General features: G+C 56.5%; 23 protein-coding genes. 7 read left to right on the plus strand and 16 right to left on the minus strand.

Going from position 1 to position 24,246, the window contains the following annotated elements:
• Positions 1-6 precede the first annotated feature (6 nt).
• Positions 7-447, minus strand: a complete 441-nt coding sequence (locus tag ACE3PP_RS06315; protein WP_374379321.1) for a hypothetical protein — start codon at positions 445-447, stop codon at positions 7-9.
• A gap of 117 nt (positions 448-564) precedes the next feature.
• Between ACE3PP_RS06315 and ACE3PP_RS06320 the strand changes: the two genes are divergently transcribed.
• Positions 565-1,173: an HAD family hydrolase gene (locus ACE3PP_RS06320; protein ID WP_374379324.1), complete on the plus strand. Its 609-nt coding sequence runs from the start codon at positions 565-567 to the stop codon at positions 1,171-1,173.
• Between the two features lie 781 nt (positions 1,174-1,954).
• Here the strand turns inward: ACE3PP_RS06320 and ACE3PP_RS06325 are convergent.
• Positions 1,955-2,134 carry a hypothetical protein gene (locus ACE3PP_RS06325; RefSeq protein WP_374379326.1) on the minus strand — a complete coding sequence of 60 codons (180 nt, stop codon included), beginning with the start codon at positions 2,132-2,134 and terminating at the stop codon, positions 1,955-1,957.
• Positions 2,135-2,423: 289 nt separating this feature from the next.
• On the opposite strand from ACE3PP_RS06325, the gene ACE3PP_RS06330 reads away from it, so the two are divergent.
• Positions 2,424-4,031, plus strand: a complete 1,608-nt coding sequence (locus ACE3PP_RS06330; protein ID WP_374379329.1) for a hypothetical protein — start codon at positions 2,424-2,426, stop codon at positions 4,029-4,031.
• Positions 4,032-4,890: 859 nt separating this feature from the next.
• Here the strand turns inward: ACE3PP_RS06330 and ACE3PP_RS06335 are convergent.
• Positions 4,891-5,631 (minus strand): hypothetical protein, encoded by a 741-nt coding sequence (locus tag ACE3PP_RS06335; RefSeq protein WP_374379332.1) that lies wholly within the window; start codon positions 5,629-5,631, stop codon positions 4,891-4,893.
• Between the two features lie 226 nt (positions 5,632-5,857).
• Positions 5,858-7,033 carry a helix-turn-helix domain-containing protein gene (locus ACE3PP_RS06340; RefSeq protein ID WP_374379335.1) on the minus strand — a complete coding sequence of 392 codons (1,176 nt, stop codon included), beginning with the start codon at positions 7,031-7,033 and terminating at the stop codon, positions 5,858-5,860.
• Positions 7,034-7,818: 785 nt separating this feature from the next.
• Between ACE3PP_RS06340 and ACE3PP_RS06345 the strand changes: the two genes are divergently transcribed.
• Positions 7,819-9,180 (plus strand): hypothetical protein, encoded by a 1,362-nt coding sequence (locus ACE3PP_RS06345; protein ID WP_374379338.1) that lies wholly within the window; start codon positions 7,819-7,821, stop codon positions 9,178-9,180.
• A gap of 72 nt (positions 9,181-9,252) precedes the next feature.
• On the opposite strand, the gene ACE3PP_RS06350 is transcribed toward ACE3PP_RS06345, so the two are convergent.
• From ACE3PP_RS06350 to ACE3PP_RS06360, 3 genes are read right to left on the minus strand one after another with little or no spacing between them, the layout of a single operon-like run.
• Positions 9,253-9,465: a KTSC domain-containing protein gene (locus tag ACE3PP_RS06350; RefSeq protein WP_374379341.1), complete on the minus strand. Its 213-nt coding sequence runs from the start codon at positions 9,463-9,465 to the stop codon at positions 9,253-9,255.
• Positions 9,462-11,312, minus strand: a complete 1,851-nt coding sequence (locus tag ACE3PP_RS06355; protein ID WP_374379344.1) for an ATP-binding protein — start codon at positions 11,310-11,312, stop codon at positions 9,462-9,464. Before ACE3PP_RS06355 ends, ACE3PP_RS06350 begins: the two co-directional genes overlap by 4 nt.
• Positions 11,312-12,532, minus strand: coding sequence for an SIR2 family protein (locus ACE3PP_RS06360; protein ID WP_374379347.1), 1,221 nt, complete (start codon positions 12,530-12,532; stop codon positions 11,312-11,314). Before ACE3PP_RS06360 ends, ACE3PP_RS06355 begins: the two co-directional genes overlap by 1 nt.
• A 311-nt stretch (positions 12,533-12,843) precedes the next feature.
• Here ACE3PP_RS06360 and ACE3PP_RS06365 point away from each other — a divergent pair, with 311 nt between their 5' ends.
• From ACE3PP_RS06365 to ACE3PP_RS06375, 3 genes are all read left to right on the plus strand, one after another.
• On the plus strand, positions 12,844-13,176 hold the full coding sequence (locus ACE3PP_RS06365) for a DUF6634 family protein (RefSeq protein ID WP_374379349.1): 333 nt from the start codon (positions 12,844-12,846) through the stop codon (positions 13,174-13,176).
• Positions 13,173-14,768, plus strand: a complete 1,596-nt coding sequence (locus ACE3PP_RS06370) for an AAA family ATPase (RefSeq protein WP_374379352.1) — start codon at positions 13,173-13,175, stop codon at positions 14,766-14,768. The genes ACE3PP_RS06365 and ACE3PP_RS06370 overlap by 4 nt, the downstream gene beginning before the upstream one ends.
• Positions 14,769-15,022: 254 nt before the next feature.
• The gene (locus tag ACE3PP_RS06375) at positions 15,023-16,033 is read left to right on the plus strand and encodes an IS1595 family transposase (RefSeq protein ID WP_374379355.1); all 1,011 of its coding nucleotides are present in this window, start codon (positions 15,023-15,025) and stop codon (positions 16,031-16,033) included.
• Between the two features lie 3 nt (positions 16,034-16,036).
• Here ACE3PP_RS06375 and ACE3PP_RS06380 read toward each other — a convergent pair whose 3' ends face one another.
• The 3 genes from ACE3PP_RS06380 to ACE3PP_RS06390 all read right to left on the minus strand — a co-directional run bounded on the left by ACE3PP_RS06380 (position 16,037) and on the right by ACE3PP_RS06390 (position 18,143).
• A complete protein-coding gene (locus tag ACE3PP_RS06380; RefSeq protein WP_374379358.1) occupies positions 16,037-16,468 on the minus strand; it encodes a hypothetical protein in 432 nt (143 codons plus the stop codon).
• A gap of 161 nt (positions 16,469-16,629) precedes the next feature.
• A complete protein-coding gene (locus tag ACE3PP_RS06385) occupies positions 16,630-17,445 on the minus strand; it encodes a hypothetical protein (protein WP_374379361.1) in 816 nt (271 codons plus the stop codon).
• Between the two features lie 245 nt (positions 17,446-17,690).
• Positions 17,691-18,143, minus strand: a complete 453-nt coding sequence (locus ACE3PP_RS06390) for a hypothetical protein (RefSeq protein WP_374379364.1) — start codon at positions 18,141-18,143, stop codon at positions 17,691-17,693.
• A 697-nt stretch (positions 18,144-18,840) separates the two neighbouring features.
• On the opposite strand from ACE3PP_RS06390, the gene ACE3PP_RS06395 reads away from it, so the two are divergent.
• On the plus strand, positions 18,841-19,302 hold the full coding sequence (locus ACE3PP_RS06395) for a hypothetical protein (protein ID WP_374379367.1): 462 nt from the start codon (positions 18,841-18,843) through the stop codon (positions 19,300-19,302).
• Positions 19,303-19,485: 183 nt separating this feature from the next.
• Here the strand turns inward: ACE3PP_RS06395 and ACE3PP_RS06400 are convergent, their stop codons facing one another.
• From ACE3PP_RS06400 to ribD, 6 genes are all read right to left on the minus strand, one after another.
• Positions 19,486-19,938 carry a hypothetical protein gene (locus ACE3PP_RS06400; protein ID WP_374379370.1) on the minus strand — a complete coding sequence of 151 codons (453 nt, stop codon included), beginning with the start codon at positions 19,936-19,938 and terminating at the stop codon, positions 19,486-19,488.
• Positions 19,939-20,509: 571 nt separating this feature from the next.
• Complete coding sequence (gene thiL / locus ACE3PP_RS06405) at positions 20,510-21,499, minus strand: thiamine-phosphate kinase (protein ID WP_374379372.1); 990 nt, start codon at positions 21,497-21,499, stop codon at positions 20,510-20,512.
• Positions 21,480-22,016, minus strand: a complete 537-nt coding sequence (gene nusB / locus ACE3PP_RS06410; protein ID WP_374379375.1) for a transcription antitermination factor NusB — start codon at positions 22,014-22,016, stop codon at positions 21,480-21,482. The genes thiL and nusB overlap by 20 nt, the downstream gene beginning before the upstream one ends.
• 1 nt (position 22,017) lies before the next feature.
• Positions 22,018-22,458, minus strand: a complete 441-nt coding sequence (locus ACE3PP_RS06415) for a 6,7-dimethyl-8-ribityllumazine synthase (protein ID WP_374379377.1) — start codon at positions 22,456-22,458, stop codon at positions 22,018-22,020.
• 67 nt (positions 22,459-22,525) lie between these two features.
• The gene (locus ACE3PP_RS06420) at positions 22,526-23,119 is read right to left on the minus strand and encodes a riboflavin synthase (protein ID WP_374379379.1); all 594 of its coding nucleotides are present in this window, start codon (positions 23,117-23,119) and stop codon (positions 22,526-22,528) included.
• 31 nt (positions 23,120-23,150) lie between these two features.
• On the minus strand, positions 23,151-24,230 hold the full coding sequence (gene ribD, locus ACE3PP_RS06425) for a bifunctional diaminohydroxyphosphoribosylaminopyrimidine deaminase/5-amino-6-(5-phosphoribosylamino)uracil reductase RibD (protein ID WP_374379420.1): 1,080 nt from the start codon (positions 24,228-24,230) through the stop codon (positions 23,151-23,153).
• Positions 24,231-24,246: the final 16 nt, after the last annotated feature.

Here is a 24,246-nt window from a genome sequence, read left to right on the forward strand (position 1 = left end):
CCGCCCTCATTTGTAGATCTGCATGTCCTTGATATAGATCTTGTAGACCGTGCCCGCGCCGAAGCGCGCCGCCACGGCCTTGGTCAGCCGTTCTTCGAGATAGGTCCGGTCGAACCCGCCCTGCTCCACCATCTTCCTGGGCAGGATGCCGTGCAGTTCCGAGATCACGGTATCGAAGAGACGCGGCAGGCGCTCCTCGACCTTCTTCTGCTTTTCCGGATCGTCGAAGACGACCGTGATGAGGAAGTCGATGCGCTGCGTCTTCGTGTTGCTTTTTACGATCGCGATCGAGGTCAGCGGCAAATCGATCTGGGTGAGGACCGGCGGCGGCACCTCTTCCACCACGGGCGCTGCATCCTCGGGCGGGCGCAGGAAATACCACCAGACGGCGGCAGCACCGCCGCCCAGCAGCAGCAGAATGACCAGCAGGATGACGAGTTTTTTCATGCCCTAATCGATTTCGCGCCCAAAATTGCCATAATGACCGAGCAAGTTGCGGGCCACTCTACACGACCCCCCTGATTCCTTGAAACAAGACTGATTCCCTGAAACAAGAGGATTTTCATGACCATAGGCGCGGTCATCTTCGATTTCGGCAATGTCCTGGTGGGCTGGGACCCGGAAAATCTCTACCGCCGCCGCATCCCGGATGCCGAGGTGCGGCGCCATTTCCTCACCCATATCTGCTCGCCCGCCTGGAACCTCGAACAGGATCGCGGCCGCCCCTGGGCCGAGGCGATCGACCTCCTCGTAGCTGCGCACCCGCAGCACACGGACCATATCCGCGCCTTCTACGACGAATGGGACGACATGATCACCGGCCCCGTCGCCGAGGGGCACGACATCCTCGAGCGCGTGCTCGATGCCGGCATTCCAGCCTACGGCCTCACCAACTGGTCCGGCGAGACCTACGACACGCGCCAGCACCATCTGCCCTTCACCAAGCGCATGCGCTACGTCGCCGTCTCAGGCCATCTCAAAATGGTGAAGCCGGACCCGGCGATCTATCACCATCTCCTCGAAAAGATCGCCCTCCCACCCGAGCAATGCGTCTTCCTCGACGACAGCGAACGCAACATCGAAGCCGCCGAACAGCTCGGCATCAAGGGCGTTCACTTCAAGAATGACGGCACGACGCTGGCGAAGCTGCGGGAGCTGGGTGTGGGGATATGAGCGACCCACTCCACACTCGAACTTAATCCCCGCCAAAACAATCTTGTCATGCCCCGGCTTGACCGGGGCATCCACTGCCTTGTCTCGCCGGCGATCCCATGGATCCCCTCCTTCGCGGGGATGACATTTGTGCGCCATCGCCCCAATGTCTCACCCGCGAGGGGAGAGGCTGACGCCTCAAAAGCGCCGATAGCTCTTGGCCCCGAGCCCCAGCGGCGCCGGTACGCGCCTTGAACTCGCCCACAACGGTAAGCTAGCTCGTGGAAAGAAATTCACTCTGAGCCCGATTTCTGCGGTCAATGGTTGCAATCAAAGCCCCAAGAATTCGCCATTATGGCGCAAACGCCCCAAAACTGACTTCAATGCATTGATATGTAATCAGAATTCGGTCGAGAAACTTTCCCGATTTTCTCAGACAAGAACCCAGTCTTAAGTTCGATTTCGCCACCTGACAGCAGGCTCGCCGCAGCCAGTTAGGCAGGCTTTCAGGACACTCCAGCACCCGCCTATAGCTTCGCCTTTGCTGCCTCACGGCGACCAGATCATGGCCTCTGACATCGCCAATCTGTCTCGGGTTCCACGTGCGGATGCCAGAAGGCAGCCAAAGAGTAATTGGTGCGACAGCGCCCAACCTAGAGGCGCAATATCTTGGCGCCGTGGTGTCTGAAATCGGCATCGTCAGGTAGATCGGCGAGATCATTTCGGCGGCCGCTACTTCTGAGGCGGCCGATATCGGATGACAGCGAAGGCGGCGGATGCCGCAGCACCCGCCGCCGATGGGCTACTTCGCCATAGCCCTCAGCTTCCTGGCTTCTGCGGCCAGATCAGAGCTGATGTCGAGCAAGACTGCCGGGTCGTTGGCTCGCTTGCTCAGGCTCACGGCGACCTCATGCACTGTGAGGACCAGCTCCTGCCGGACATGGACGATGTCTTCGGAGTTTCGATTTTCTTTGGTTTCCATAGCAGTTCTCCATCTTTGCTTGCGGGATTTCCCCGGCGAGCCGATGCAAGTGCGATCGGCAGGAAGATGGTGGAGAAGACGCCCCCTAAAGTTGTAAGTTGATTGGCCCAACACTTTTGGGATTACTAGCTTGTATGCTTCCAGGTTTGTCAGGCAGGCTTTAGCGATAGGTGCAGCGATAGAGTTAGCCCAGGTCGACCTGGATTCTGATCATCCCAGAAAAAATGATGAGAACTAGCTTGGACGGGATGGAGATATCGGTACAGAAAGAAGCGGCGGGGGATAAGTGATGGCCAAAATAATGGGCGGAGATTTCAAGAAGAATGGGTATGCAAAGGTGAATGTGGGATTCACCGGGAAGTTCAAGAATCTGCAGCTTCAGATCGGCGTGTTCGATATCCCTACAATCTCCCCGTCGAGCATTGCATCAGTTCGGCCCGTCGATGGCGTGGACAAGAAAGCAAGCGTCATTGAGGTAACGTTTAAGGACGGTCGCCGACTTCTGATGTCCGGCACAGCAAAGGAGTTCTCTCCTTTAATCGGATACGCTTTTGATGAGCGCATTCTGGGTGATTCTCAGGGAGGGAGAGAGCAGCCACGAGCGCCCGATTATCTTGAGGTCCCCCTAGCGGACCTGGCAGAGACCAAAAAGCCAGAGCGAACCATTGTATACGAGGATGCTGAAGCTGCGGCCTCCATCTCAAAGAAGGCCGAAAAGCCAAAAAGCATAGGCAAGGCAATTGCGGCTACAATTCTTGCCTTCATTCTGGCTCCCATCACCGTAGCGATCGCTTCAGCGATCAACCCAGACATTCACACCGCTTCTGCTGTGGTCATCGGCTTACTGGGTCTTGCGTTTGCATATCTGAGGCCGGATATGCCGATTTTTCGACACCGGGCGGCCGCAGTTGTGTTTTCCATCTGCGGGTTGGTTCTAGCCATATCGTCGACTGGCCCCGCGACTCAGGCCCCACAGAAACAAGCAGCAACGAATCCCGCTACGGCGGAGCAAGCAGTTACTCAGCCACATGCTGCAGTACCGGATACCTCTCAGGCAGCCATTTCCTCTCTATCTCCCGCACTGCCAGTATTCGCCTGTGGCGACCGTGGAATTGCCACAAAGGAAATCATGGGAGTTGTTGGAGAGGTCCAGTTCCGCGAGAAGCCAGACAAGTCCGCCAAACGCGTTGTGAACGTGAAGGCAACCAATGTCATAGGGGAAACCCAATATCAGCAAATAGATGGCACGACGACTGTACGCGAGCTCTGCAAGCAAGGGGATTGGTCTGAGGTTCAGATCGTCGAACCGGATTGGCTGACTTCCCATCGAGGATGGGTTCCCTCGAAGTATCTCAAGCTCATCGTCAAGGACGCATCGGGAAAGCGCGTATACAGCGAAGAAAACTTCGTCTGGGATGACAAGATTGCAAAACACAAGAAGACGATTATCGCGGGCGTCAACAAGGTGGCCAGGGAAAATGCCCAATGTGTCAAGATCGACCCTGGCAGCGCCTATCTTTCCGGAAGCAAAGGCACCGCCAAGAACCCGGTCTTCTATGTCACTTGCGAGGATTCGGCGGGGAGAGCTTTCAATGTGTTTTTCTCGGCAAGTGATGTGAAAGAGGACAAAACACTGGCGGCGATTCAACCACTCGAACGTGGCCAGGCGATTCAACGCTGCGAGAGCGCTGCTAAGGACGCGGCGGTACATCCATCGACAGTTGACTTTTCCAGGTTCTTGGATGTGGCTATTCAGGAATGGGCGGGAGGGCGTGTTCGGGTGTTGTCGAAGTTCACAGCGAAAAACTCTCTTGGTGTCGAACTCACCTTCGATATTGCCTGCCTTTTCGCAGGCGAGCGCATGCTTGAAGCATTGGTTTCGGAGTCTCGTGATTAGCCGATCTGCGACTTCAAGGAAGGCTCTCGATATCGTACCCAGTCTCGCTGATTTCGACCACCGCGAGGGGAACCGGATGCATGTATATTTGGAGTTGTGATGTAAGCAATATGAGCGCTATCGCAGGTAGGCTGCCAGCTTCAGCCGAATGATATTCTCGTCGTCGTGACAATGCCGTAGGAGCCTTTGCCGACGATGAGCGAGGTCGGCAGCGTGGAGGACAACCAGATGAATTCCATGCTTGGGAAGCACAGTCATCCGGCGCTCATCATAGAGGCGCCTCTGCTCCGACCGAGGCATTCCAGTACCCGTGATGCGACGATCGAAAAATGGCACCGCCTCTGAGTGCTGCCGCTCCATAAACTCCACAACGAGGTTCAAATCGGCGTAGTAGGCGTCTACAGGAAGCCGCGCGCATCTCCCGGACCGGATACTGGGATCACCCAGCAAGAAGTCGAACCGATGCTGTCGTGACGACTTTTGGCCGAGAGCGGCATCACACAAGTCGATCACATAGGCTTCGTCGGATGTTGCCCTGCCTTTCATAGTGATCTTGCCCCTATCTGCTCATCAATTTTGCGCCATTATGGCGAAAACGCCCAGAATCTGCGCCATTATGGCGCAGATTACCTTCAGAAGTACCTCTTCTCTCAACAACTTAGTGCGTGATGGCTAAGCGTAGACGCAGAAGGGAGATGGCGGGTCGAAAGGTAGATATCGTTTACTGATAGAAACGCTTTCCGTTGCTATATGCGAACCGTAATGAAGAGTCGGATGCCGAGCTTCTGCCGCCTTGGCATGGGCTAGATACTCTAGGATCACTGATCCTTGGCCCCTGCCTGTTTTCTGGCAAGAAAGATCAGTCCTCTGCGGCGTCTGCGGGACTTCCCATCATCCACAAGACTTTATCGAGCATCCGCATTCTGTTGCCTGCCAAGTCCCCTGGGACTGCCATGTGGTCAGCGGCAAACAGCGCAGGGAGTTGTTGCAAGCAATCGTCCAATTGATCGGCGCACACGTCGGCAATCTCCGCCACCAGCGGGTAAAACGCTGCGTAATAATCAACAACGGCTTGTGTTCTCGCTGCAGTGCGTCCGTTGGCGGAGTTGGATGGGCAGCCTCGTATCGCGGATACGCATCCCAGATTCGAGAGCATCGTCAGTGCCGCAATGGCCTTGCTGTCGTAAATGGCGATCATTGTCGGCTTAAGCAGCCAGGAAACCTTGGTCGACAAAGAAAAGCAACTGAACACACCGTCATCTATCAACGTTCGGTACACTTGTCCGACGAACGCAGCGGGCGCAGCGGGCGAAGCGATCCACTCAGCGCGATGTTCTGCGATGCGCGCCAGAATGAGTCTCTTGTCCCCGTATGCATATTGATCCTTGAAAACCCGATAGTAGGCCAGCCACGAATACATGCGGTACGAGTCGTATTCTTGAGAGCGCAGCATTTCGATGGTCAAGCTGTCTCCGGCATAAACGGCGCTCTCGCACCAACTGGCTTTCAGGTGTTCCGCTGCGGTCAAGCCTTCCACGGTAACCTGCCCTGCATATCGGGCGACGATGGCTTGTAAGTGATCAGGATTCAATACGGGCACGCCGATGCTCCTCTCTATTGAACGTCGACTGTGGGCAGCCTTTGGCGGCACAGCGACTGATTGATTCAGTCTGGAGAAAATCGTTGTCGAGTTTCGCGAAGTCCATCTCCGGGCGTATCGGCGCCCTTGCGCCAAATCGGAACGATCGTCGCAAGGGCGCTAGATGATGTGACGCCTACTTCAAAAAGAGCGCGAGGCCTCACGCTTCGATCGATTACCTTTCGCATCAGTTTCCCTTGTACTCCCCGGATTCGGTAAACGACCAAGAACATTCGTATCCAAAGGCATTAAAGAAGAGGTCGCAGAGCGGCATGAAATCCTTGTCTGTGATCTTCGTATCCTGCAGCTCCAGTTCCGGAAATAAATACGCATCTCTCCCAAGAGAGCGCATTGGATCTGCATGTCTTTGTCTATTTAGAAGTGAATAGCCACGCACATCCAAGAGCGTTGCAAGGACATAAAATGGTCCTTCCACCCCATCCTTTTTGAGCCTTTGAAGATACAGAGGAACATCCCCAACGATGTAACTCTCGAAATCCCCAGGAACCATGACGCGGTTGCGATTTTCGCCAAACTCAATTCCGGCAACGGCTTCGACAATTCCATTGCGGAACAACAGCCCGTAGGCTCGACATGGACCAGATTGCTCTTCGGGACCGGAATAGCTGCCGATGCCTTCGAACGCATGTCGTTGATTCCACCCGCTCGCACCAGGTGGGCGAATACCCGGATCGCGTCGGTCATTGAATGTCAGTTGGACGGGATTCACAAACGCCGATAATGGAACGACATGAAGCACTAGTTTGGCACCACTCTTGATAGGCACCATTCCTTCATTGGCGGCGATCAGGGCGAGGCGATCTGAGCGGAACTTTCTGATGCGATCAAAGACACCATCCGCAGTGGTGAACGCCTGGTGCAGCTCTGTCACGTCCATCTCGTACTTGCCTTTGCTATTCCTAGCCCAAAACTTTCGACCATTTACGACTCTGTGAGGGCCAATCCAACTCCGGGGTGTTCGGATAACGATCACGCTCCGGCCACTATCAAGCTTGACGGCATGGATTGAAACGCCGGGCAGGCGTGGTTCCACTCCATCTCTGATGATGCCTTCGAGCTTTAGGATTTCGGCGTCTGAATCTTCTAGGTCGAGACCAGCAACATTGGTTGCCTCTCCAGCGACTTCACTAACGCCTAACACCAGGTCCCCGCCCAATGTATTTGCAAACGCACTGACATCGGCAAGAAGCTCCTTCTTGGCATCGTCGTTGATTGCACGTTTGCGGCCATCGTCGCGGCCGTACTCCGTCTTGAAATCGAGCACCCTGCTTTCTGACACCTTGTTCTCGACAAGGTCCTGCAAATCCGAGGCGGATAAGTCTGTCAGTTTCTTGGCCAGCAAGTGGATCTCCAGCAATTAACTCCAGAGGTGGATGTGTAGTGGCAATAATCAACTATTGCATTAGTAAGAGGTCTCGCCAAGGCGAGAATGAGACCGGGGAAGATTGGGAATTACAATCCCTGTCCTTTCTTGCTTCGTGGGATGCGATCCTTGGGATTCTTTCTCAGTGGAGAGGACATTGAGATCATAGAGTTTCGGGTCGAAGTCGATGACAAAAGAACAGGCAGAATGGGTTGAAAGGCGTTCGCGAGTAGTCGGCCAGTGCTATTGGCTGCGGTTAGATTCATGGCCGATGAATAAGTGGGTTGCCTTTCAGCGAGGAGACCAAGGCGACTGGTCTTGGAGAACGTGGAAATTGGACGGTGGACATCCCATCGTTACATGTGACGGCCTCTATGACCCTGCCGATGTGGTTGCTGAGCTCGATCGTGCATCGACGGAGTGGGCATCCGCAGATGGAAGCGACTGCCTCCGCGGAAACGTGGAAGCCATTTCAATGACTATGGCGGTAGACACGATGGATAGCCACATCATCGGAAATGAAAGATTGATCGACGCTCTTTTGATATTGAATGGAGCGAGATCGGCGGGTAGTTCGGACGAGATACTGGCTGCTCAGATGATCTGGCATAGCTCTTCTGCAGTTCAGGCCCGGATCAACTGGCGCACATCACTACCGCTCTCATCAGAGGTCCATCGACTCCCAAATTAGCTAAAATATTGTATTTTGCGCTCTATCTGCATCAATGCTAGTCAGCGTGCTTCAGCAGTTTTGAGCGCGATCCATGCCGACCATTGAAGAAATTGTTGAACGCGTCTTGTCAAAGCACAGGGACAAGGTCGTTCGATTCCATGACGACATACCGTCGAAACACGTCGAAGCTTTCAAATGCGTGTTTGGGAAGACACCGACGGCGCTGCCGCAAAATTGGACCGCATTGGCAAATCGCTATTACGACAGAATTAGGAATGATAATCGATGGCTGGGATGCGACTGTCGCGACTCGTCGAATGGAGATGTACCTCGCCTAACAACGGTCGAAGGCCGCATCGTTCGTCGAATGGAGGGAGCCTCTCATGAACCTCACACAACGACGTGTGCATTCTACCGAGGTGCGACCGATCATGCCTCCTATAGCGCATCTTACTCTGGTGGCCCAGTAACCTACATTTTGCGTTCAAACTTCCGCGAACGAGGAGATGCTCGTGCCGCAGTGGGGGTGAAGCGTTTGAGTAAGCGGAAACCCGCAAATGGCTTGCAAAGGATTATGTGGGATTTGCTTGCCAGAAGCCGTCGTAACGAAATCTACTGCAGCCCATCAGAAGACATACTGATGCCGTCAAGGGAACAAGAGGTTTCGGCCCTGACGCAGGCGATCTCGCAGATAAATCTTGATGGTCCGAATGGCCGCGTACCACTCATCGATGTATTATCGTTCTCCATGTTCTCATCGGATCGATTTTCCCGGAAGATCAGAGAGATGCCTTGGCATAATGACATGCGGCCACAGGGATTCTTGCTTGGCTATGCGACAGGTCATCGACCAGGGTTTGTAGAATTCGGGAAACGAACAATACAAATTGATGGGAAGATCAGTGTGTTCGGCGAACAAGTTGGAGAAACGGTACTTGCCAGACCTCCGTATCTTGCATTGGTAAGTGTCGCACAGCTCACACGAAACAACCCGTGGGTCGGTGGGGTCGCCGCCTACTTGCATCCGATAATGAGCAGCGAGCATTGGTGTCCGGTCGATAGCGACGCGGAACGAGTAACGCTTCGATGCTTGTTCCAAATTCAATATGAGTTGGCGCGGATGGGCATGAAAAGCACCATTCGCAAGCCCCTATTCAATATGAATCCAGTTCACGGGAATGGGGCGGAAGTGCTGATCCCGGATTTCGAAATCAAAATCGTCAGAGTTGCAACTGGCGAACGCGCTTCAGTTCTGATCGAGACCATGGGGTACGCTGATGCCTGGTATCACGACACCAAGGCCGCTATTCATCGAGCGCTTGAGCAAAATAGTTTCGGCAGGGTAATTCCATTCAATGCGTTCGACCGACCGAGAAGCGAAAGAACGGCCACGGAGTTCGACGCTGCTTTTGTGAGCGAGGCGCTGAAGATAATTTCTTTTGAACTTCGATAGGCACCATTCCAGCACCTAGAAAGACATCAAGTCTGTGGCCAACAAGACTACTTGTTGCGAAGGCAGGCAAGATCACCCAACCTTCGAGTACGGATACGACGGCTTGATATAGACATTCAAGAATTGCCCCTTCGACGGCGCTTGCATGAACTGCTCGTACATGGCTTCGTCGACGTTGTAATACTGATAAATTGAGCTATTGGTGAATTCTACTTCGAGCGTCTGTGACGCCGCATCATATCCAACTGATGCCACATTCGTGGAAGCCACTGGATCGCGATTCATTTCACTTCTCCGCCATTATCGGGTCCATCCTGCACGGGGTTGCGTGTAATAGGCACTGTGACCGCAACAGCAGTGGTCCTCTGGGCTCTCCAGGACGCGACCACGCGATCGTATCCCTCCGCAACGCGCTTAGTTGCCCAGGAACCAGACACATCGGGGTCATTGCTCTTTGGTTGATGCTCGGCCGCAGGCAGCGCTACTCGGCATCGGACGGGAAGCCGGGCTGCTTCGCCCGTGACTATGGCTTCCCCGGTTCGAAGAACGGGGAGCAGGTCCATCAAGCCGGACAAGTTATCCGGCAATGCGCCCTTTACGCGGGAACGATCTGCCGGGTTTGAAAGCCTCAAGGCGATAAGAGTTCCTGCCTGAGAGAGCACGGTCTCGTCGATCTCGGCAGGGCGTTGGGAGACAATCATGGCGCCAATGCCGTACTTCCGTCCTTCTTTCGCGATTCTTTTGACGATGTCGGCCGCAACTGTCCCACTTTCCGGTCCGAGATATCTATGTGCTTCTTCCATGACGACGAGCAAAGGACGGAGTATGCCGCCTTCCGTCTTCTCTCGGCTCCAGAATAGTGCCTCGTAGATCAGACGAAGAATCGATCCGATCAGGCGCTCCAGAATGGCACTTGGCACACCAGAAAGATCGAGGATGGTGATCGGTTTGTCATGCCCCAGCCACCCTTTCAGAAGGACATCCAGGTCAGCCCGGACATTGCCATTCAGGTCTGGTTCCCATGGGCCGGGATGCAGGATGAAATCATATCGCTTGTCGAGAAGACGCGATCGAAGCAGGTTGAGTTGACGGCGAATTCCTTTGGCGGCGGTGTTCAGAAACGGTCCTGCATTCCCCATCGCATGTGGTGTGTACCTGGGCTGAGTTAGCGTTTCTGCGTCGCCAGGATCTTGTCTTGCAGGCTGGTCACGTTGTTGTCCGACGAAGGTTGTGACCTCAAAGTCGATAAGGTCGTACCACAGCTTCTTCAATGAAAACGGAATCGGGCTATCGACGGTAACGGACTGGGGATCGATCCCCGGCAGCGCGGGTGGTTGCCCGACACGCGCCACCTTCATTTCCTGAATTTTGTCGGTGAATGCAATTTCCTGATTTTCATTCAGGCCGCCAGCAACGAAGTCTAGGAGTTCGCCAGCTTCAAGTGCCCAGTACGGAACATATAGATTATCCTGATCCGGCTGAGGCAGCGCGCTAAACACTTGGGCGACATCCGATAGAGCCGACGTGTATTCACCGTGGATATCGAGCAGCAGGATGCGCGCCCCAGGCATCTTCTTGTCGCTGCCTGTCGGCTTTACAATTGACCGCAGAAGGCTGGCTATGGTGGTCGATTTGCCGGAACCAGTGGAGCCAAGGACGGCTGAATGACGGGTGACGAGACTATTGAGAGACAGGCGAACCGTGATGTTTTCCGCACTCGATAGCGTCCCGATTGGGATTTGGTCGTCACCTGCAGAATTGTAGATGCGATGAAGGTCACGATCCGTCACGAGATGGACGTTGTCATTTATGTTTGGATGCTGGCTGATACCGCGCTCGAAATGGTCTCCAATAGCCTCGCCAGCCAACTCGACCCGCATCCATCGTGCTGGATCAAGTTGCGCGTCCTGTACCTGTTGAGGAGCTGCTGACGCGCCGACCTCACAGACGACGCCATACAAGTCTTGATAGCCTTGAGGAATTCGAACAAAGCTACCAACTTGGCCGACACGGTAGGTGTGGCCGCCAATGATAGCCAGGCCGGACGCCAAGGACTTAGCCAGACGAACGGTAACTGAAGCACCTGTAACGGTGCTTACGGTTCCGAGAAATGTCGGATCGGTCTTCGACACTATGCTTTGGCCTTCTCGTCGGCAGGAGAATCGGCGTCAGCCTTTGCGTCGAGTGTCGCCGCGAAGTCTTGAGCCTGCGATAAGGCGCAGAATCTGGAGAACATTGAAAAGTCGCCCAGCAGAAAGCTCGGAGCGGCGTCCTTTGTTCTTGGCCCCCAAAAACTGCTACGTATCTCCGCCCAGTTCTTGGGTAGCTCGCCCGGTTGCCATTGCCCTCGCACACCCCCGACTACTGCACCATCCGACGCATACACCGTGAGGTTCGGCCTTTCAAAGGCAAGCTTTGCGGCAGGCTCTTCCTCTTTTAGCGTCTTAAATTGGAATGCCAATGCGGCAGTGTTGGCATTCATTGCAAGAGCTTCATCAAGGATGGCGCAAACGTGTGCGTCACGAAACGAAAACCCGGCGATCAGCAAGAGCGTGTCTGGCGTCAAAAGGAATGTCTTTAAACGCTCGAAAAGTGCGGCGTACGGTTGCTTCTGTGTGAGGTCATACTTGAGGTGATCTGGATAGACCAACTGAGTGGCGTCCTTACCTCGCCCGCGGATGACCCGGTCGAATTCAAGTGCCCAACCGATCGATCCGTGCAGCTTCCATAGTCTCGACCAACGCGGTGGCAAGTCGTCACCTGCTACCGTGACTGGGTCAAAGAAGGGAGCATGGCCTCCCGAGAAGCCATCGAAGTATGGGGCGTGAACGGCTTCAAACGCCTCCTCAAACAGCAGATCGTAATTGGTTGTGAATATCTCGACTGGGTGACTCCTTAGTGTTCCACTGATCCAGCCAACAAGTTCGTTGTAGCCATTACGCTCTTTAGGAAGACTGACTCCGACGATCGCTCCGATGTGCTTGCATATGCTCTTCCCAAGATCTTTGTAACCCTCGCCGTCGAGGCTATGAATCTTGGTCGTTCCGAGCGCGGTTTCCAGCAATCTAATCCGCGATAGAATCGTCTCGATATTCGCGGTTTTGCCAAGGGCGTCCTTAACTGCAACTGCGGCCTTCTGTTCATCGCCTTTCAGCCCGCCAAGAACTTTCGAGGTAAGGTCGTCGACACCTGGAATAAGCGGGGTGCCCTTGGCGTCCAACTTACCGTCCTTATCCACCCGCAATGCCAATGGTGCGCCCGCACCGACAAGCAGCGCGATGCGCTTTCTGCCTTGAGACAGCACTTGCCGGAGGTCGGCCATAAAGCGGTCAGGATTGTGTACGGTGTCCAAGCATTTCTCCGAGTTTGGCAGGGATAATGTTGACAATTTCTACAATTAAATAACGTAGAAATACAGGGTTGCCCAACCAAAATCGGCAGTTAGAGCCGTCTTGACACCTTGAGATTGTTCCTCATATGTTCCAAGTCATGAAATGCTATACCCACATCGCCGCCCCGATGGCTCTTCCCACCCGCACCCTGCGAATACGCCGGGCCGCAGGTGGCGTCGTGGCTCTGTAACCGCTCCATTCCCCGTTCACCTGCATAGCCGCCGCCCTGGGCCGTCCCAGGGCCACCAGAACCCCATTGCAGGTGAAACCGATGAAGTCCCCTTACCAAGGGCGCATGCTCACCGCTGCGCACCAAGAAATCAAAGCTCTCGAAGCTCTCCTCACCGATCTCAAGAAGATCGCCGCCGGAGAAGTCCCGACCGATGACGACCTGAAAGACGCTCCACTGCTGGTCGGATGGCGGGAATCCGCCCGGATGGCCCCATGTTTGCTCGGCACGGTCGTTGAACACCCGTTATTTGGAACTCAGGAAATCACGACCTCGCAAGTCTGGTCGGCTAACCTTCCCGCACGCTGGGCCAGAACCTATTCGCGCTGGTATCGCCTTGGTGCCTCCCACAAGGAGTTGGAGGCAGACCAATGAGCGAAGTAGCCCAAGAAGAAATCATCGCCCGCGCCAGGCGCGCCCGAGCATTCCAACGCCGATCCGCGGCGGCCGAAACAGGCCTCCATCTGCCGTCACTGCAGGAGCTGTTTCAGATGCAGCCCTTCTGCGGTGGCGACATGCAGCATGATGCCAAAATCTTCTCGCAGCGCCTGATGACGCGCCAGAAGCCGCATTGGGGAACGTTCGAACCCACTCGCGATGCCCTCCTGGCTCTCACGCTGGCGATCGATGTCGAGACCTGCCAGACAGCGGCGTCCGCAATGAGATTCACCATCGAGGACGACCAGAAGCACGCGCTGCTCTGGGAGGAAGGCGCTCGGCGATGTGAACTTTATGCCGCCATTCTCGGCAGCGTCGAAATGGCCTGGAAGGTCTCTGGATACTGCTTCGCCCTCGCTGATCACTTGGAAACCCCAGGCGAACAGGCTCTCGACTTCGCCACGGTCGGCGTTGGCTGGATTCTCGTTGCGGCAGGTAAGGCAAACAGCTTCCCACGTTATTGGCGGCCGCGCCATGTCATCGCGCATGAACTCGGTAGCAGAATGGTCGAACGTATTGTCGCGGAGACCGACACGGCGTCGAAGATTCTCGTGCAAACCGCTGCGCAACAGGCACTGGAGGAAAGCAAGTCGACTTCCAGGCTGGCAGAGATCAAGAAGAAAGCGGTCTTCGATGAGGAAGCCGATGAATTCGATGTAGATGCCGTTCCCGCGGTTGTCGTCATGAAGGAAATCGGCAGCCCGGAAACAACCGAGGGAAAGGCCATCGCCAAACAGTTCAAATCAGTTTTGAACACAGCGCTACCGCTGATTCCCGTGCGAGACCTGCCTGCTATTCGGAAGACATTGGTGACAGAATTTCCATACGCTGCACATGTCGTCGAAACTGTCATCAACGATCTGTCAGGGCGTGACCATGTGACCTTCCGGCCGACCATCTTCGTCGGCGAACCAGGTGGCGGCAAGACAGCATTCGGCCGGAGACTGTTCGAGCTGCTGAACGTCCCCTACGAACTCTATGGCTGCGGCGGCGTGAGCGACGCTTCTCTCGCCGGAACAGCCAGGCGTTGGAGCTCTGGAGAGGCAAGCCTGCCAGTCAACCTGCTGAAGCGGCACATGCTGGCATCGCCAGGCATTCTGCTCGATGAGGTCGAGAAGGTCGGCACTAGCAAACACAACGGAAGCCTGCTGGATGCGCTCCTCAGCATGATGGAGCCACAGTCATCTGAGCGGTGGCATGACCCCTATATCCAGGCAGGTGTCGACCTTAGGCATGTGTTGTGGATCGGCACGGCGAACTCGATGAATGGCATTCCGGCACCATTACGTGACCGCTGCAGGCGCATCGTCTTCCCGTCGCCCACGCCTGAACATCTGCTCCCCCTGGCGAACCGCATCCTTGTCTCGCTCTACGAGGAACAAGGACTGGATGCGGTGTGGGCAACACCCTTCGACCAGGTCGAGATCGAGGCGATGCAGTCAGCGTGGTCCGGCGGATCAATCCGGAAACTGCAGCTCCTGGTTCGCGCGATCCATAAAACTCGCGACAAATTCAATGTATGTCATTGAATAACAATGAGAAAAATTCGATTTCGATCGACATTTGCGAAGGGATCTGTTAGGGGAATAGCCATGCTTCAGACCATGCACATAGCCAAGTAACCCCGAACGGCGCTCCGGCGCGGTTCCGCTGTGCATTTCTATTCGGAGTCTGAAGATGATCCCTTCCATCGTCGCCATCATGCCTGTGTCCATCGCGAAGCCCTTCATCGGGGGCTTGGCTATACGCGGCCGTCGCCCAATGCGGACGGTGGCGTTGAGCCATGGGACAGCACTTTCTTCTTTCAACGGCAGCCCGAGAACTGTCTGTTCATGACGTTGCCTGCATGCAGGAGCGGACCGCCTACAACTGGTTCCTGAAGGCGCGTTGGGGCGAGGGCAAACCTGCTTGCCCTGAATGCGGGCGGCCTAACGCCTATAACATGACGCGGCAGCGCTTCCGCTGCTCGGATGTCCATTGCCGTCGGGACTTCACTGCGACCAGTGGGACGGTCTTCGCTTCCCGCAAGCTCTCTTTCAAGAAAATCCTCCTGGCGCTGCTGCTCTCTGCCAATAGCGTGAAGGGCAAGGCTGCGCTCCAGCTTAGCCGAGAAATCGACATCAGCTACAAATCCGCTTGGGTTCTCCTGATGAAGATTCGCGAAGCCATCAGCATGGAGCGTGAATGGATCAAGTTGTCCGGGGTCGTCGAGATCGACGGCATGCACATCAATCCGCATATCCGCAAGGAGAACAAGAAAGAGGACAACGAGACTCCCGAAGCCAAGGAAAAGCGGAAGAATATCCGAGAGCAGCGGCATAGGCTCGTCATGGGTCTTCGCGCCCGTGGCGGACGGACGGTGACGGCCATCACCACTTCAGAAAACGCTCGCGACGCAAGCTCCCTTGTGACGACCTTCGTGGATGAAGACGCGGTGGTCGTGTCCGATCAGAACCGAGCTTACGATAGCCTGGCATTGCTTCGGAAAACTGAACGGACCGATCATTCCAAGCACTACGTCGGCGAGAACAAGGAATCGACCAATCAGATCGAATCCTTCTTCAGTCGCGCCCGGCGCTCGATGAAGGGCATTCATCACCGGATGTCGGACAAGTACAGGGATTGGTACATGGCCGAGCTCGCATGGCGAGAAGACATGCGGCGGAAAACCAACAAGTGGCAAACCAGGAGATTCCTTGAGTCCGTCCTTTGGCTCCCGCAATCGCGCCATATGACGGGGTACTGGCAAGGAAACAAGCTGCCTGGCGAAATCATCTGGAACTCGGGAGGGTAGCGGTCAAGCCGCTACCCTCCACAGAATGGCGCCATCGTTTGCGACGCGCTCCACGACCTTCATCCGATAGAGATGTGACAGCAGAGCGCTCACGTCTCGCCGGAGCAGTATCCTCACGTCGTTCGATGCCTGATCCGTCTTGGCTTCCAGAACGCGGTCGGAGATGACCGATGCTGGCAATGGTTCCGCCGCTTGCCGCAATTGATTCTGCACGGAAGTTAGAACCTCTTTGCGCGCAAACAACTGTTTCAGCGTGGCCCTGGCGCTTGCCGCGGTGCTCTTGTTGAGTTCAACTTCCGGGTCGATCAGCTTGATCGCACTCGACAGCGTCAAAAGACTGGTGTCGATCTCTTTGATGCGAGCCTGCAAATTTGCTCGCTCGTCCTGTAGCTCGCTGTACTTCTGTTTAAGTCCGCTGATTGCGTATGTGGTCATGATCTCTGCTTCCTAGTGGTGTTAGATGACACCTTCTAGGATGCATGAACCTATGCCCCGAGTCTGGGGGCGTTTGCGCCATAATGGCGCAAGAATTGCATCAAACTTTACGGTCGCCATTGTTCATAAACTCCAACTTCAATTCGGACTAACCAATCTATCTAGCGAACACTCAGCTCATTGAGCAGAGCTCGATAACACTGCTGAATCGCGTGCTTCGATTGCGTCAATCGTGCGAGATCCGTCGAGACTGTCGCTTGAGGAAATGCAGTGATACGAAATGAGGCAATTCTGTTCAGGCTAATCTCAAGAACTGCCATCTTGTTATGCTCACCCCACATTATTATCTCGCAATCTACTTGCGAGGCGGTAGCGAGAGTCTTTCTGATCTGACGTCCGCTAGGACTGTGCAACAGGTCTGAGGGGGATGGAATGCCAGACGCCATCGCGCCACTATCAATGTCACCTGTCGATGGGAGGTCCGCTTGCTGATCACTTCGGTAATCTCCTGCTATCGGCAACCGATAGGAGCTTATACGTACTACAGCTCTAAGACCTTTTGCAGGTTGGGCGTCGCTTTGACTTCCTGAGGGCCCGAAAAGCGCAGATTCTTCATATGCTGCAAATTGAATATCAGGGGAGCCAGCCAGCGATGATCTGAGCGCTTGCTCTTCCTCAAGCCAACCAAGAGTTTGGTTGATAGTCTGGCTATCAAGGGCGATGCCATAGGCAGCTACACGCGAACTCTTGAATTTGTCTGGATGTACTTCCGCGGTGCAACCGAAAATCAAAACTACGACTGCAAGCAAAGACAGCATGACGAGCATGCGCCAAAGGGCACGAGGTCCCCTTAAGAAACAGGATACTAACCCCTGACCGTGTTGCGCGACATGCCAAATAGCGAATCCAAGAGCGGTATCTCTTTTGTAAGCATTGTTCTGCTCTAAGGATTGACGACCGACTGTGAGTGATGTCATTGCGCTTTTCCGCAGTTCGTGGGTTTGCATCTAACTTCTCCCGTGCCCTGACAGGAAGGTCATATTGCGCTTCTCGCAGGAGCAGAGATGAAAACCGCTCTCTTCGTGTGGGGAAATCGCATAGAAAACGGGGGCAGAGTGCGATTTTCGTTCGTCAAAGCAGCCTTGCCTCTCTTTGATCTTCCTGCGCGTTGCGCGGGAGCCGGGCGGGAAATTAGGGGCAGAGTGCGATTTTCGTACATCGTTCAACCGAGATGGATGTCCCATTGGTCGTCATCGACCACGACATTGTCTGGCTTTGACGCCAGGTAGTAGAACATCGCCCGACGGATATCTTCAGCCGCCTGCACCATGTCGGCCCGGTTCAGTCCGGTCAACTTTTTGAGCGCCGTATAGTCGGGAGCATCTGGATCCATACCGAGATCTGCAACATGCCAGATTCGGCTGTCATAGGCTCCATTTAACCTCCATGCGCGGAAGCGAAAACGAATTGGACCACGGGAATACTGGATATAAAACCAGATTACGTCGGTTGGCTCACGCTCTTGCCCGCCGCCTCTTATCTCAAAGCCACTCTCATGGACGATCCATTGCCCATCTGGCAGGCGCGGATCATATTTCTGTGCGCCCCCCCATTTAAATCCATTGGCGGGAAGCATCTTGGCCCATTCCACTGCGTATTGATTTTCTTCGACCATTCAATCCACCCTGTCAGTGCGGCGCTTCATGGAAAATCGGGGACTGGAACTCGGGAGCAAAGTGCCATTTCCGATCGTCACGTCATGCCCGGGCGTGACCCGGGCATCAGCCGGCGACTGATAGACATAGCCCAGTCGAACCCGATCCCCGGGTCACGCCCGGGGATGACGATAGAAAGGGCAGCACAAGAGAAATCTAACTCTGACCCCGATTTCGTTGCCCCGATTTCATTGCGGCCCTGGCTCCGATTTCCGGTTAATGCTTCTTGAATGTCTCGTAGATATGCCTTCGCAAACGGAACAGCGTTCTGTTCAAGATATATGAGCCGTTGACACTAAGATGTGCTCTTAGAAAATTAGTCAGTTTTACAGGCAGTTCTTCATGATCTGATAAAGTGCCAACTGACAGCTCCAAGCTTATCCAGATATCATACAGTTCAGCGTCCTCGTATCTCAGCCAGGCCAAGAGTAAGTCGCATTGTTCCGCCGTGATGGTGACATCTGGCTCGTTTTGAATCACTTTCGTGCCCATTCTCATTGCTCCGAAATTGGTCGCTCGAGCAGATCACTCTTCCAAGGAAAATCAGGGTTGGGAAGTTCGGTGGAAATCGTTCGGAGGAGATCGGAGGCAGAGTGAGATTTTCGTTCATCACATAGCCGATGGCTTTCGGGCCGGATTCAAGTTCAAGGGAACATTATGGAATTGCGCCTTGCACAAGCCTATCAGAAGCTGGGACTTCTTCCTGACGACCAACTTGCGCAAAAAGTTGGGATCGAAGGGTTAGAAGCGGGATTGGATACTGAAACGCTCCGTATACTGGCGGGCTTGACGCCAGACGAAGCGTGGGAAGCACGAAAGTACTTCGAAGCTCTATTGGAAGAGTTCGGCTTGCCGGCGTTAAGTACCCCAGATGCTGCCCGTATTTGTGCGAGCGAAATTTCTCGGCTGATCCTAAGTCGTGAGCTAACCCCATATGATGGGGCAAGAGAAATTTGGGAGATATCACGTCGGGTAGACACTCCAGACTTTCATGACTTTGACACGTTTATTTATGCAGCAAGTGAGATGGAAGATCGACCTGACCATACCAAGTTTTTTGTCGATGTGATTCTAAAGGAAGCCACTTGCTGGGCTGGGTTCGAGGATAACGAAAAGTAGACTTTATCGTAGTATATTTGTCTGTCGTCAGAATATTTGAGACACGCGAGGCCGAAATTTGATGGAGAGTTTGGCACATCGCTGAGTCGCTGCATTCAAGAGTGGCAATCTTCGCCGGGCAATGGCGTCGGTCTCAATCCTCATGAAGGAAATCGGCGTCAAAGTGCGATTTTCGTACATCGTTCAACCGAGATGGATGTCCCATTGGTCGTCATCGACCACGACATTGTCTGGCTTTGACGCCAGGTAGTAGAACATCGCCCGACGGATATCTTCAGCCGCCTGCACGACGTCGGCCCGATTCAGGCCGGTCAACTTTTTGAGCGCTGTAAAATCGGAAGCATCTGGATCCATGCCAAGATCTGCAACATGCCAGATTCGGCTGTCATAGGCTCCATTCCATTTCCACGCGCGGAAACGAAAGCGGATTGGGCCACGAGAGTACTGGATATAGAACCAAGTTACGTCGGTCGGTTCACGCTCGTTACCACCGCCCCGTATCTCAAAGCCACTTTCATGGACGATCCACATCGCATCAGGCAAACGTGGGTCATACTCATTTGCCCCACCCCAGTTGAATCCATTGGCAGGAAGCATCTTGGCCCATTCCACTGCGTATTGATTCTCTTCGACCATTCAATCCACCCTGTCAGTGCGGCGCTTCATGGGAGTCGGGGACTGGAACTCGGGAGCAAAGTGCCATTTCCGATCGTCACGTCATGCCCGGGCGTGACCCGGGCATCAGCCGGCAACTGATAGACATAGCCCAGTCGAACCCGATCCCCGGGTCACGCCCGGGGATGACGATAGAAAGGGCAGCACAAGAGAAATCTAACTCTGACCCCGTATTCCCTATCGCTGATTCCTGAATGATCTGTCGTCCTCAAAGCCAACAAATCGGCCGGGACAACTTATCAGAGAGAATGGCGGGGCAACAATACCAGACCGCAACGCATGACGGCATGGTTGGGCCCGGTGGCCCAGCGCATGTCAATGGGGGCGAATGCTTGGGCCAAAACCAAGGCATGACGAGGATGGATGGAAGCAGCGCGCACTTCGGAAGCGCCGCACTTTCCCTCTCCCCTCGCGGGAGAGGGTCAGGGTGAGGGTGAGGGTGAGGGTGGACCGACCGGACTCGTTGAGAGATCCCCCTCACCGCTCGGCTCACGCCTCGCCGCCTCCCCCGCGAGTGGAGAGGCTGACGCTCTTAAAAATGCCGATAGCCCTTGGCGCCGAGTTCGAGGGGGGTGCCGTCGCGGTCGACGATGGTGACGCCGCTGCCCTTTTCGATCTCGCCGATTTCGGTCAAGGGCAGGTCGAGTTCGGCGGCCAAGCCGAGCAGGGCCGGCACGTCGTCGGGCGCGGCCGTCAGCAGCAATTCGTAATCGTCGCCGCCGGTGAGGACGAGGGGCAGCCAGCTCATATCATCGGCGAGGATCGCGGCCGCCGCTTCCGAGACGGGGACGGCGCTGGCGCGCAGGGTGGCTGAGACCTGCGAGGCTTCGGCGATATGGGTAAGGTCGGCGGCGAGGCCGTCGGAAACGTCCATCATCGCCGTCACGCGCCCGCTTTGCATGAGGGCGCGGCCGAGATCCACGCGGGGCTGCGGCAGGTGATAGCGGTTGGCGAGATGGCGGCGATGCGCCTCCTCAAGCCCGAGGAATTCGTGGCGCAGGACCTTCAAGCCGAGCGCCCCGTCGCCAATCGATCCGGAGACGAGCACCTTGTCGCCGGGCCTGGCGCCGTTGCGGCGCGGCGCGCGGCCCTTTGGCACCGTGCCGATCGCGGTCAGCGACAGAGTGAGCGGGCCGGGTGTCGCCACCGTGTCGCCGCCCATGAGGCTGAGGCCGAATTCATCCTGGTCGGCGGCAAGACCTTCGCAGAAGAGCTTCACCCACGTCTCGTCGATCTCCGGCGAAAAGGCGCTGGTCATCAGATAACCGATGGGCGTCGCCCCCTTGGCGGCAAGGTCGGAGAGGTTGACCCGGAGCATCTTGCGCGCGACGAAATCGGCCGGATCGTCGGGGAGGAAATGGATGCCGGCCACCAGCGCATCGGCGGTGAGGACGATCTCCTGATCCGCTTGCGGGCTCCAGGTGCAGACATCGTCTTCGAGGCCGACGGCGCCCGGCATGCGGCGCGCCAGCGGCTTGAAATAGCGGGCGATGAGGTCGAACTCACCCGGCAGCTTTGCCACCGCGCCCCGCTCCCTTGTCGGCTTTCTCCAACCCGCCGGGCCGCAAGGTCTGCGCCAGCTTGTCGAGGACCGCGTTGGTCATGCCGGTCTCCTTCTCGCTGAAGAAGGCGTCGGCGACGGCGAGATATTCGCTGATCACCACCTTGGGCGGCACGTCCTGGCGGTGGGCGAGTTCGAAGGCGCCGCAGCGCATGATGGCGCGCAGGATCGATTCCAGCCGCTCGATGGTCCAATCCTCGGTGAGGACGGCCGAGAGCATGTCGTCGAGTTCCTCGACCCCGGCCGAGACGCCGCGCACCAGCTCGGCAAAGAGCTTGCGGTCGGGGGCCGGCAGGCCCGGCTCCTCGGCATTCTTGCCCAGGCGATGGGTCCCGAATTCCGAGATGATGGCTTCCGGGCGGGTCCCCGTCTGTTCCCATTGATAGAGCGCCTGCACGGCGGCAAGGCGTGCCGCGCGGCGTTCCAGCGCCAGCTGCTGGCTGCGTTCCTTGGGCGTCGGTTGCTTGTCGTCGCTCACGTCAGGCGCCCAGCTTCTTCTTGAGGGCGATGAGGCTGAGCGCCGCGAGGGCCGCCCCGCCGCCCTTGTCGAGTTCGTTGGCCTTGGCGCGGACCCAGGCCTGCTCGTCATTCTCGCAGGTGAGGATGCCGTTGCCGATGCAAAGCCCATGTTCGGTGCCGAGGTTCATGAGGCCGCGGGCGCTCTCGTTGCAGACCGTATCATAATGCGTGGTCTCGCCGCGGATGACGCAGCCCAGGGCGACGTAGCCGTCGAACTTCTTCGGGTCGGCGAGGTGCGCGATCCGCATCGCAATGGGAATCTCCAGGGCGCCCGGCACGGCGACGCGTTCGTACGTTGCGCCGGCCGTTTCGAGGGCGCGCTTGGCGCCTTCCCACAACGCGTCCGAGAGGTCCTCGTAGAAGCGCGCTTCGACGACCATGATATGCGGCTTGTCGGTCATAATTCCTACAGCTCTGTCCAATGATTGCGCCGGGTTTTAGCGGCTTCGGTGCCGGAGGTCGAGGTGCTTAGTTGCCGTCCTGGCCAAGGAGCCGCGCCACATACCGGGCGATGAGGTCGATCTCCAGATTGACGCGCTTGCCCACGACGGCTTTCCCGAGATTGGTCGCTTCCTGTGTAATCGGAATGAGGCAGACGCCGAAGCGGCGGCCGCTCACTTCATTCACCGTCAGTGACACGCCATCGATCGTCACCGAGCCTTTCGAGGCGATATATTTTGCCAGATTTTCAGGGGCTTCGACGGTGAGCCTCAAGCTGCCCTGATCGTCCACCGCCTGCACCACGGTGCCGATGCCATCGACATGGCCGGCGACGATGTGGCCGCCCAGCTCGTCGCCCACTTGCATCGGGCGTTCGAGGTTGATGCGATCGCCGACTTTCCAATCTTTCAAAGTGGTTACGGCCAGTGTTTCCTGCGCCGCCTCAAACGCGAACCAGCCAGCCCCCTTCTCCACCACGGAGAGGCAGCAGCCATTGCAGGCAACCGAGGCGCCGAGAGCGATGTCGTCGGTGTTGAAGGCGGTCGCGATCTCAAGCCGCGTGACGGCGCCGGGCTTCAGCGCGCGCAAGGTGCCGAGGTCGGTCACGATGCCAGTGAACATGCTTTATAATCCGTGAGTTAGATTTGATGCCTCAATCGACGCAGGAATAGAGCCGATAGCTGTCCGGGCCGATCTCTTCGGCGGACAAGAGCTTGAATCGGCTGATCCGGTCAAGCGCGCCCCGCCCCAATTCGCCGATGGCTGCCATGCCGTCATTGCCGATCACGAAGGGAGCCTGGAACCAGGCGATGCGGTCGACGAGGCCTTCCTTGAGAAGGCTGGTGGCGAGGCTGGCGCCCCCTTCGACCAGGACCCGGGTCAGGCCACGTTCGCTCAATTTATTAAGAATGATTCTTAATTTGGCCTCTCCGGAATCACCCCGAAAGGCGCCCAAAAGAGTGGCATTCGAGCGCCGGAATCGCCCCTCGGCGATGCCCAAATTCTCTTCCGACGTCACCAGCCAGGTCGGGAACCGATCCTGATCCGCAAGCAGTTTGGCGGTGGGCGGAGTCCTGAGGCGCGTGTCGAGGACGATCCGGATCGGCGACCGATCTTCGAGACCCGGCAGTCGGCAGGTCAGTTCCGGATCGTCGGCGAGCACCGTCCCCGACCCCACCATGATCGCATCGTGGGTCGCCCGGAGCTGATGTCCGGCGGCCCGCGCCCCCGGCCCGGTGATCCATTTGCTCTCACCCGAGAAGGTCGCGATCCGCCCGTCGAGGGTGGTCGCCAGCTTCAGCGTGACGAGCGGCCGGCCCGATTTGATCCGGGTGAAAAAGCCGGCATTCGCCTCCCGGGCTTGCGCGTCGAGGACACCTTCCGTGATCTCGATACCTGCCGCCTTCAGGATGGCGACGCCGCCCCCGGCAACGCGGGGGTCCGGATCGCCGGTCGCGATGACGCAGCGCTTGATGCCGGCCGCCACCAGCGCCTCGGCGCAAGGCGGGGTCTTGCCGTGATGGGCACAGGGTTCGAGGGTGACGTAAGCGGTGGCGCCGCGCGCCTCGGCGCCGGCTTCTGCCAGCGCTTCCGTTTCAGCATGCGGGCGGCCGCCGGGTTGCGTGAAACCGCGCCCGACGACGCGACCGTCCTTGACGATGACACAGCCGACCGATGGGTTGGGCCAGGTGCGGCCGAGATTGCGAGCGCCAAGCCCCAACGCCGCGCTCATATGAGCGCGGTCGAGG

It is taken from the genome of Dongia sp. (genome assembly GCF_041910485.1).
GTDB lineage: Bacteria > Pseudomonadota > Alphaproteobacteria > Dongiales > Dongiaceae > Dongia.

Bases quoted from the DNA above. Each gene is read 5' to 3' on its own strand.
- ACE3PP_RS06395 (WP_374379367.1), top strand. From the start codon at position 18,841: ATGGAATTGCGCCTTGCACAAGCCTATCAGAAGCTGGGACTTCTTCCT.
- ACE3PP_RS06330 (WP_374379329.1), top strand. From the start codon at position 2,424: ATGGCCAAAATAATGGGCGGAGATTTCAAGAAGAATGGGTATGCAAAG.
- ACE3PP_RS06345 (WP_374379338.1), top strand. From the start codon at position 7,819: ATGCCGACCATTGAAGAAATTGTTGAACGCGTCTTGTCAAAGCACAGG.
- ACE3PP_RS06365 (WP_374379349.1), top strand. From the start codon at position 12,844: ATGAAGTCCCCTTACCAAGGGCGCATGCTCACCGCTGCGCACCAAGAA.
- ACE3PP_RS06375 (WP_374379355.1), top strand. From the start codon at position 15,023: ATGGGACAGCACTTTCTTCTTTCAACGGCAGCCCGAGAACTGTCTGTT.
- ACE3PP_RS06315 (WP_374379321.1), bottom strand. From the start codon at position 447: ATGAAAAAACTCGTCATCCTGCTGGTCATTCTGCTGCTGCTGGGCGGC.
- ACE3PP_RS06400 (WP_374379370.1), bottom strand. From the start codon at position 19,938: ATGGTCGAAGAGAATCAATACGCAGTGGAATGGGCCAAGATGCTTCCT.
- ribD (WP_374379420.1), bottom strand. From the start codon at position 24,230: ATGAGCGCGGCGTTGGGGCTTGGCGCTCGCAATCTCGGCCGCACCTGG.
- ACE3PP_RS06320 (WP_374379324.1), top strand. From the start codon at position 565: ATGACCATAGGCGCGGTCATCTTCGATTTCGGCAATGTCCTGGTGGGC.
- ACE3PP_RS06420 (WP_374379379.1), bottom strand. From the start codon at position 23,119: ATGTTCACTGGCATCGTGACCGACCTCGGCACCTTGCGCGCGCTGAAG.
- ACE3PP_RS06325 (WP_374379326.1), bottom strand. From the start codon at position 2,134: ATGGAAACCAAAGAAAATCGAAACTCCGAAGACATCGTCCATGTCCGG.
- ACE3PP_RS06385 (WP_374379361.1), bottom strand. From the start codon at position 17,445: ATGACATCACTCACAGTCGGTCGTCAATCCTTAGAGCAGAACAATGCT.
- ACE3PP_RS06350 (WP_374379341.1), bottom strand. From the start codon at position 9,465: ATGAATCGCGATCCAGTGGCTTCCACGAATGTGGCATCAGTTGGATAT.
- ACE3PP_RS06380 (WP_374379358.1), bottom strand. From the start codon at position 16,468: ATGACCACATACGCAATCAGCGGACTTAAACAGAAGTACAGCGAGCTA.
- ACE3PP_RS06370 (WP_374379352.1), top strand. From the start codon at position 13,173: ATGAGCGAAGTAGCCCAAGAAGAAATCATCGCCCGCGCCAGGCGCGCC.
- ACE3PP_RS06415 (WP_374379377.1), bottom strand. From the start codon at position 22,458: ATGACCGACAAGCCGCATATCATGGTCGTCGAAGCGCGCTTCTACGAG.
- ACE3PP_RS06390 (WP_374379364.1), bottom strand. From the start codon at position 18,143: ATGGTCGAAGAAAATCAATACGCAGTGGAATGGGCCAAGATGCTTCCC.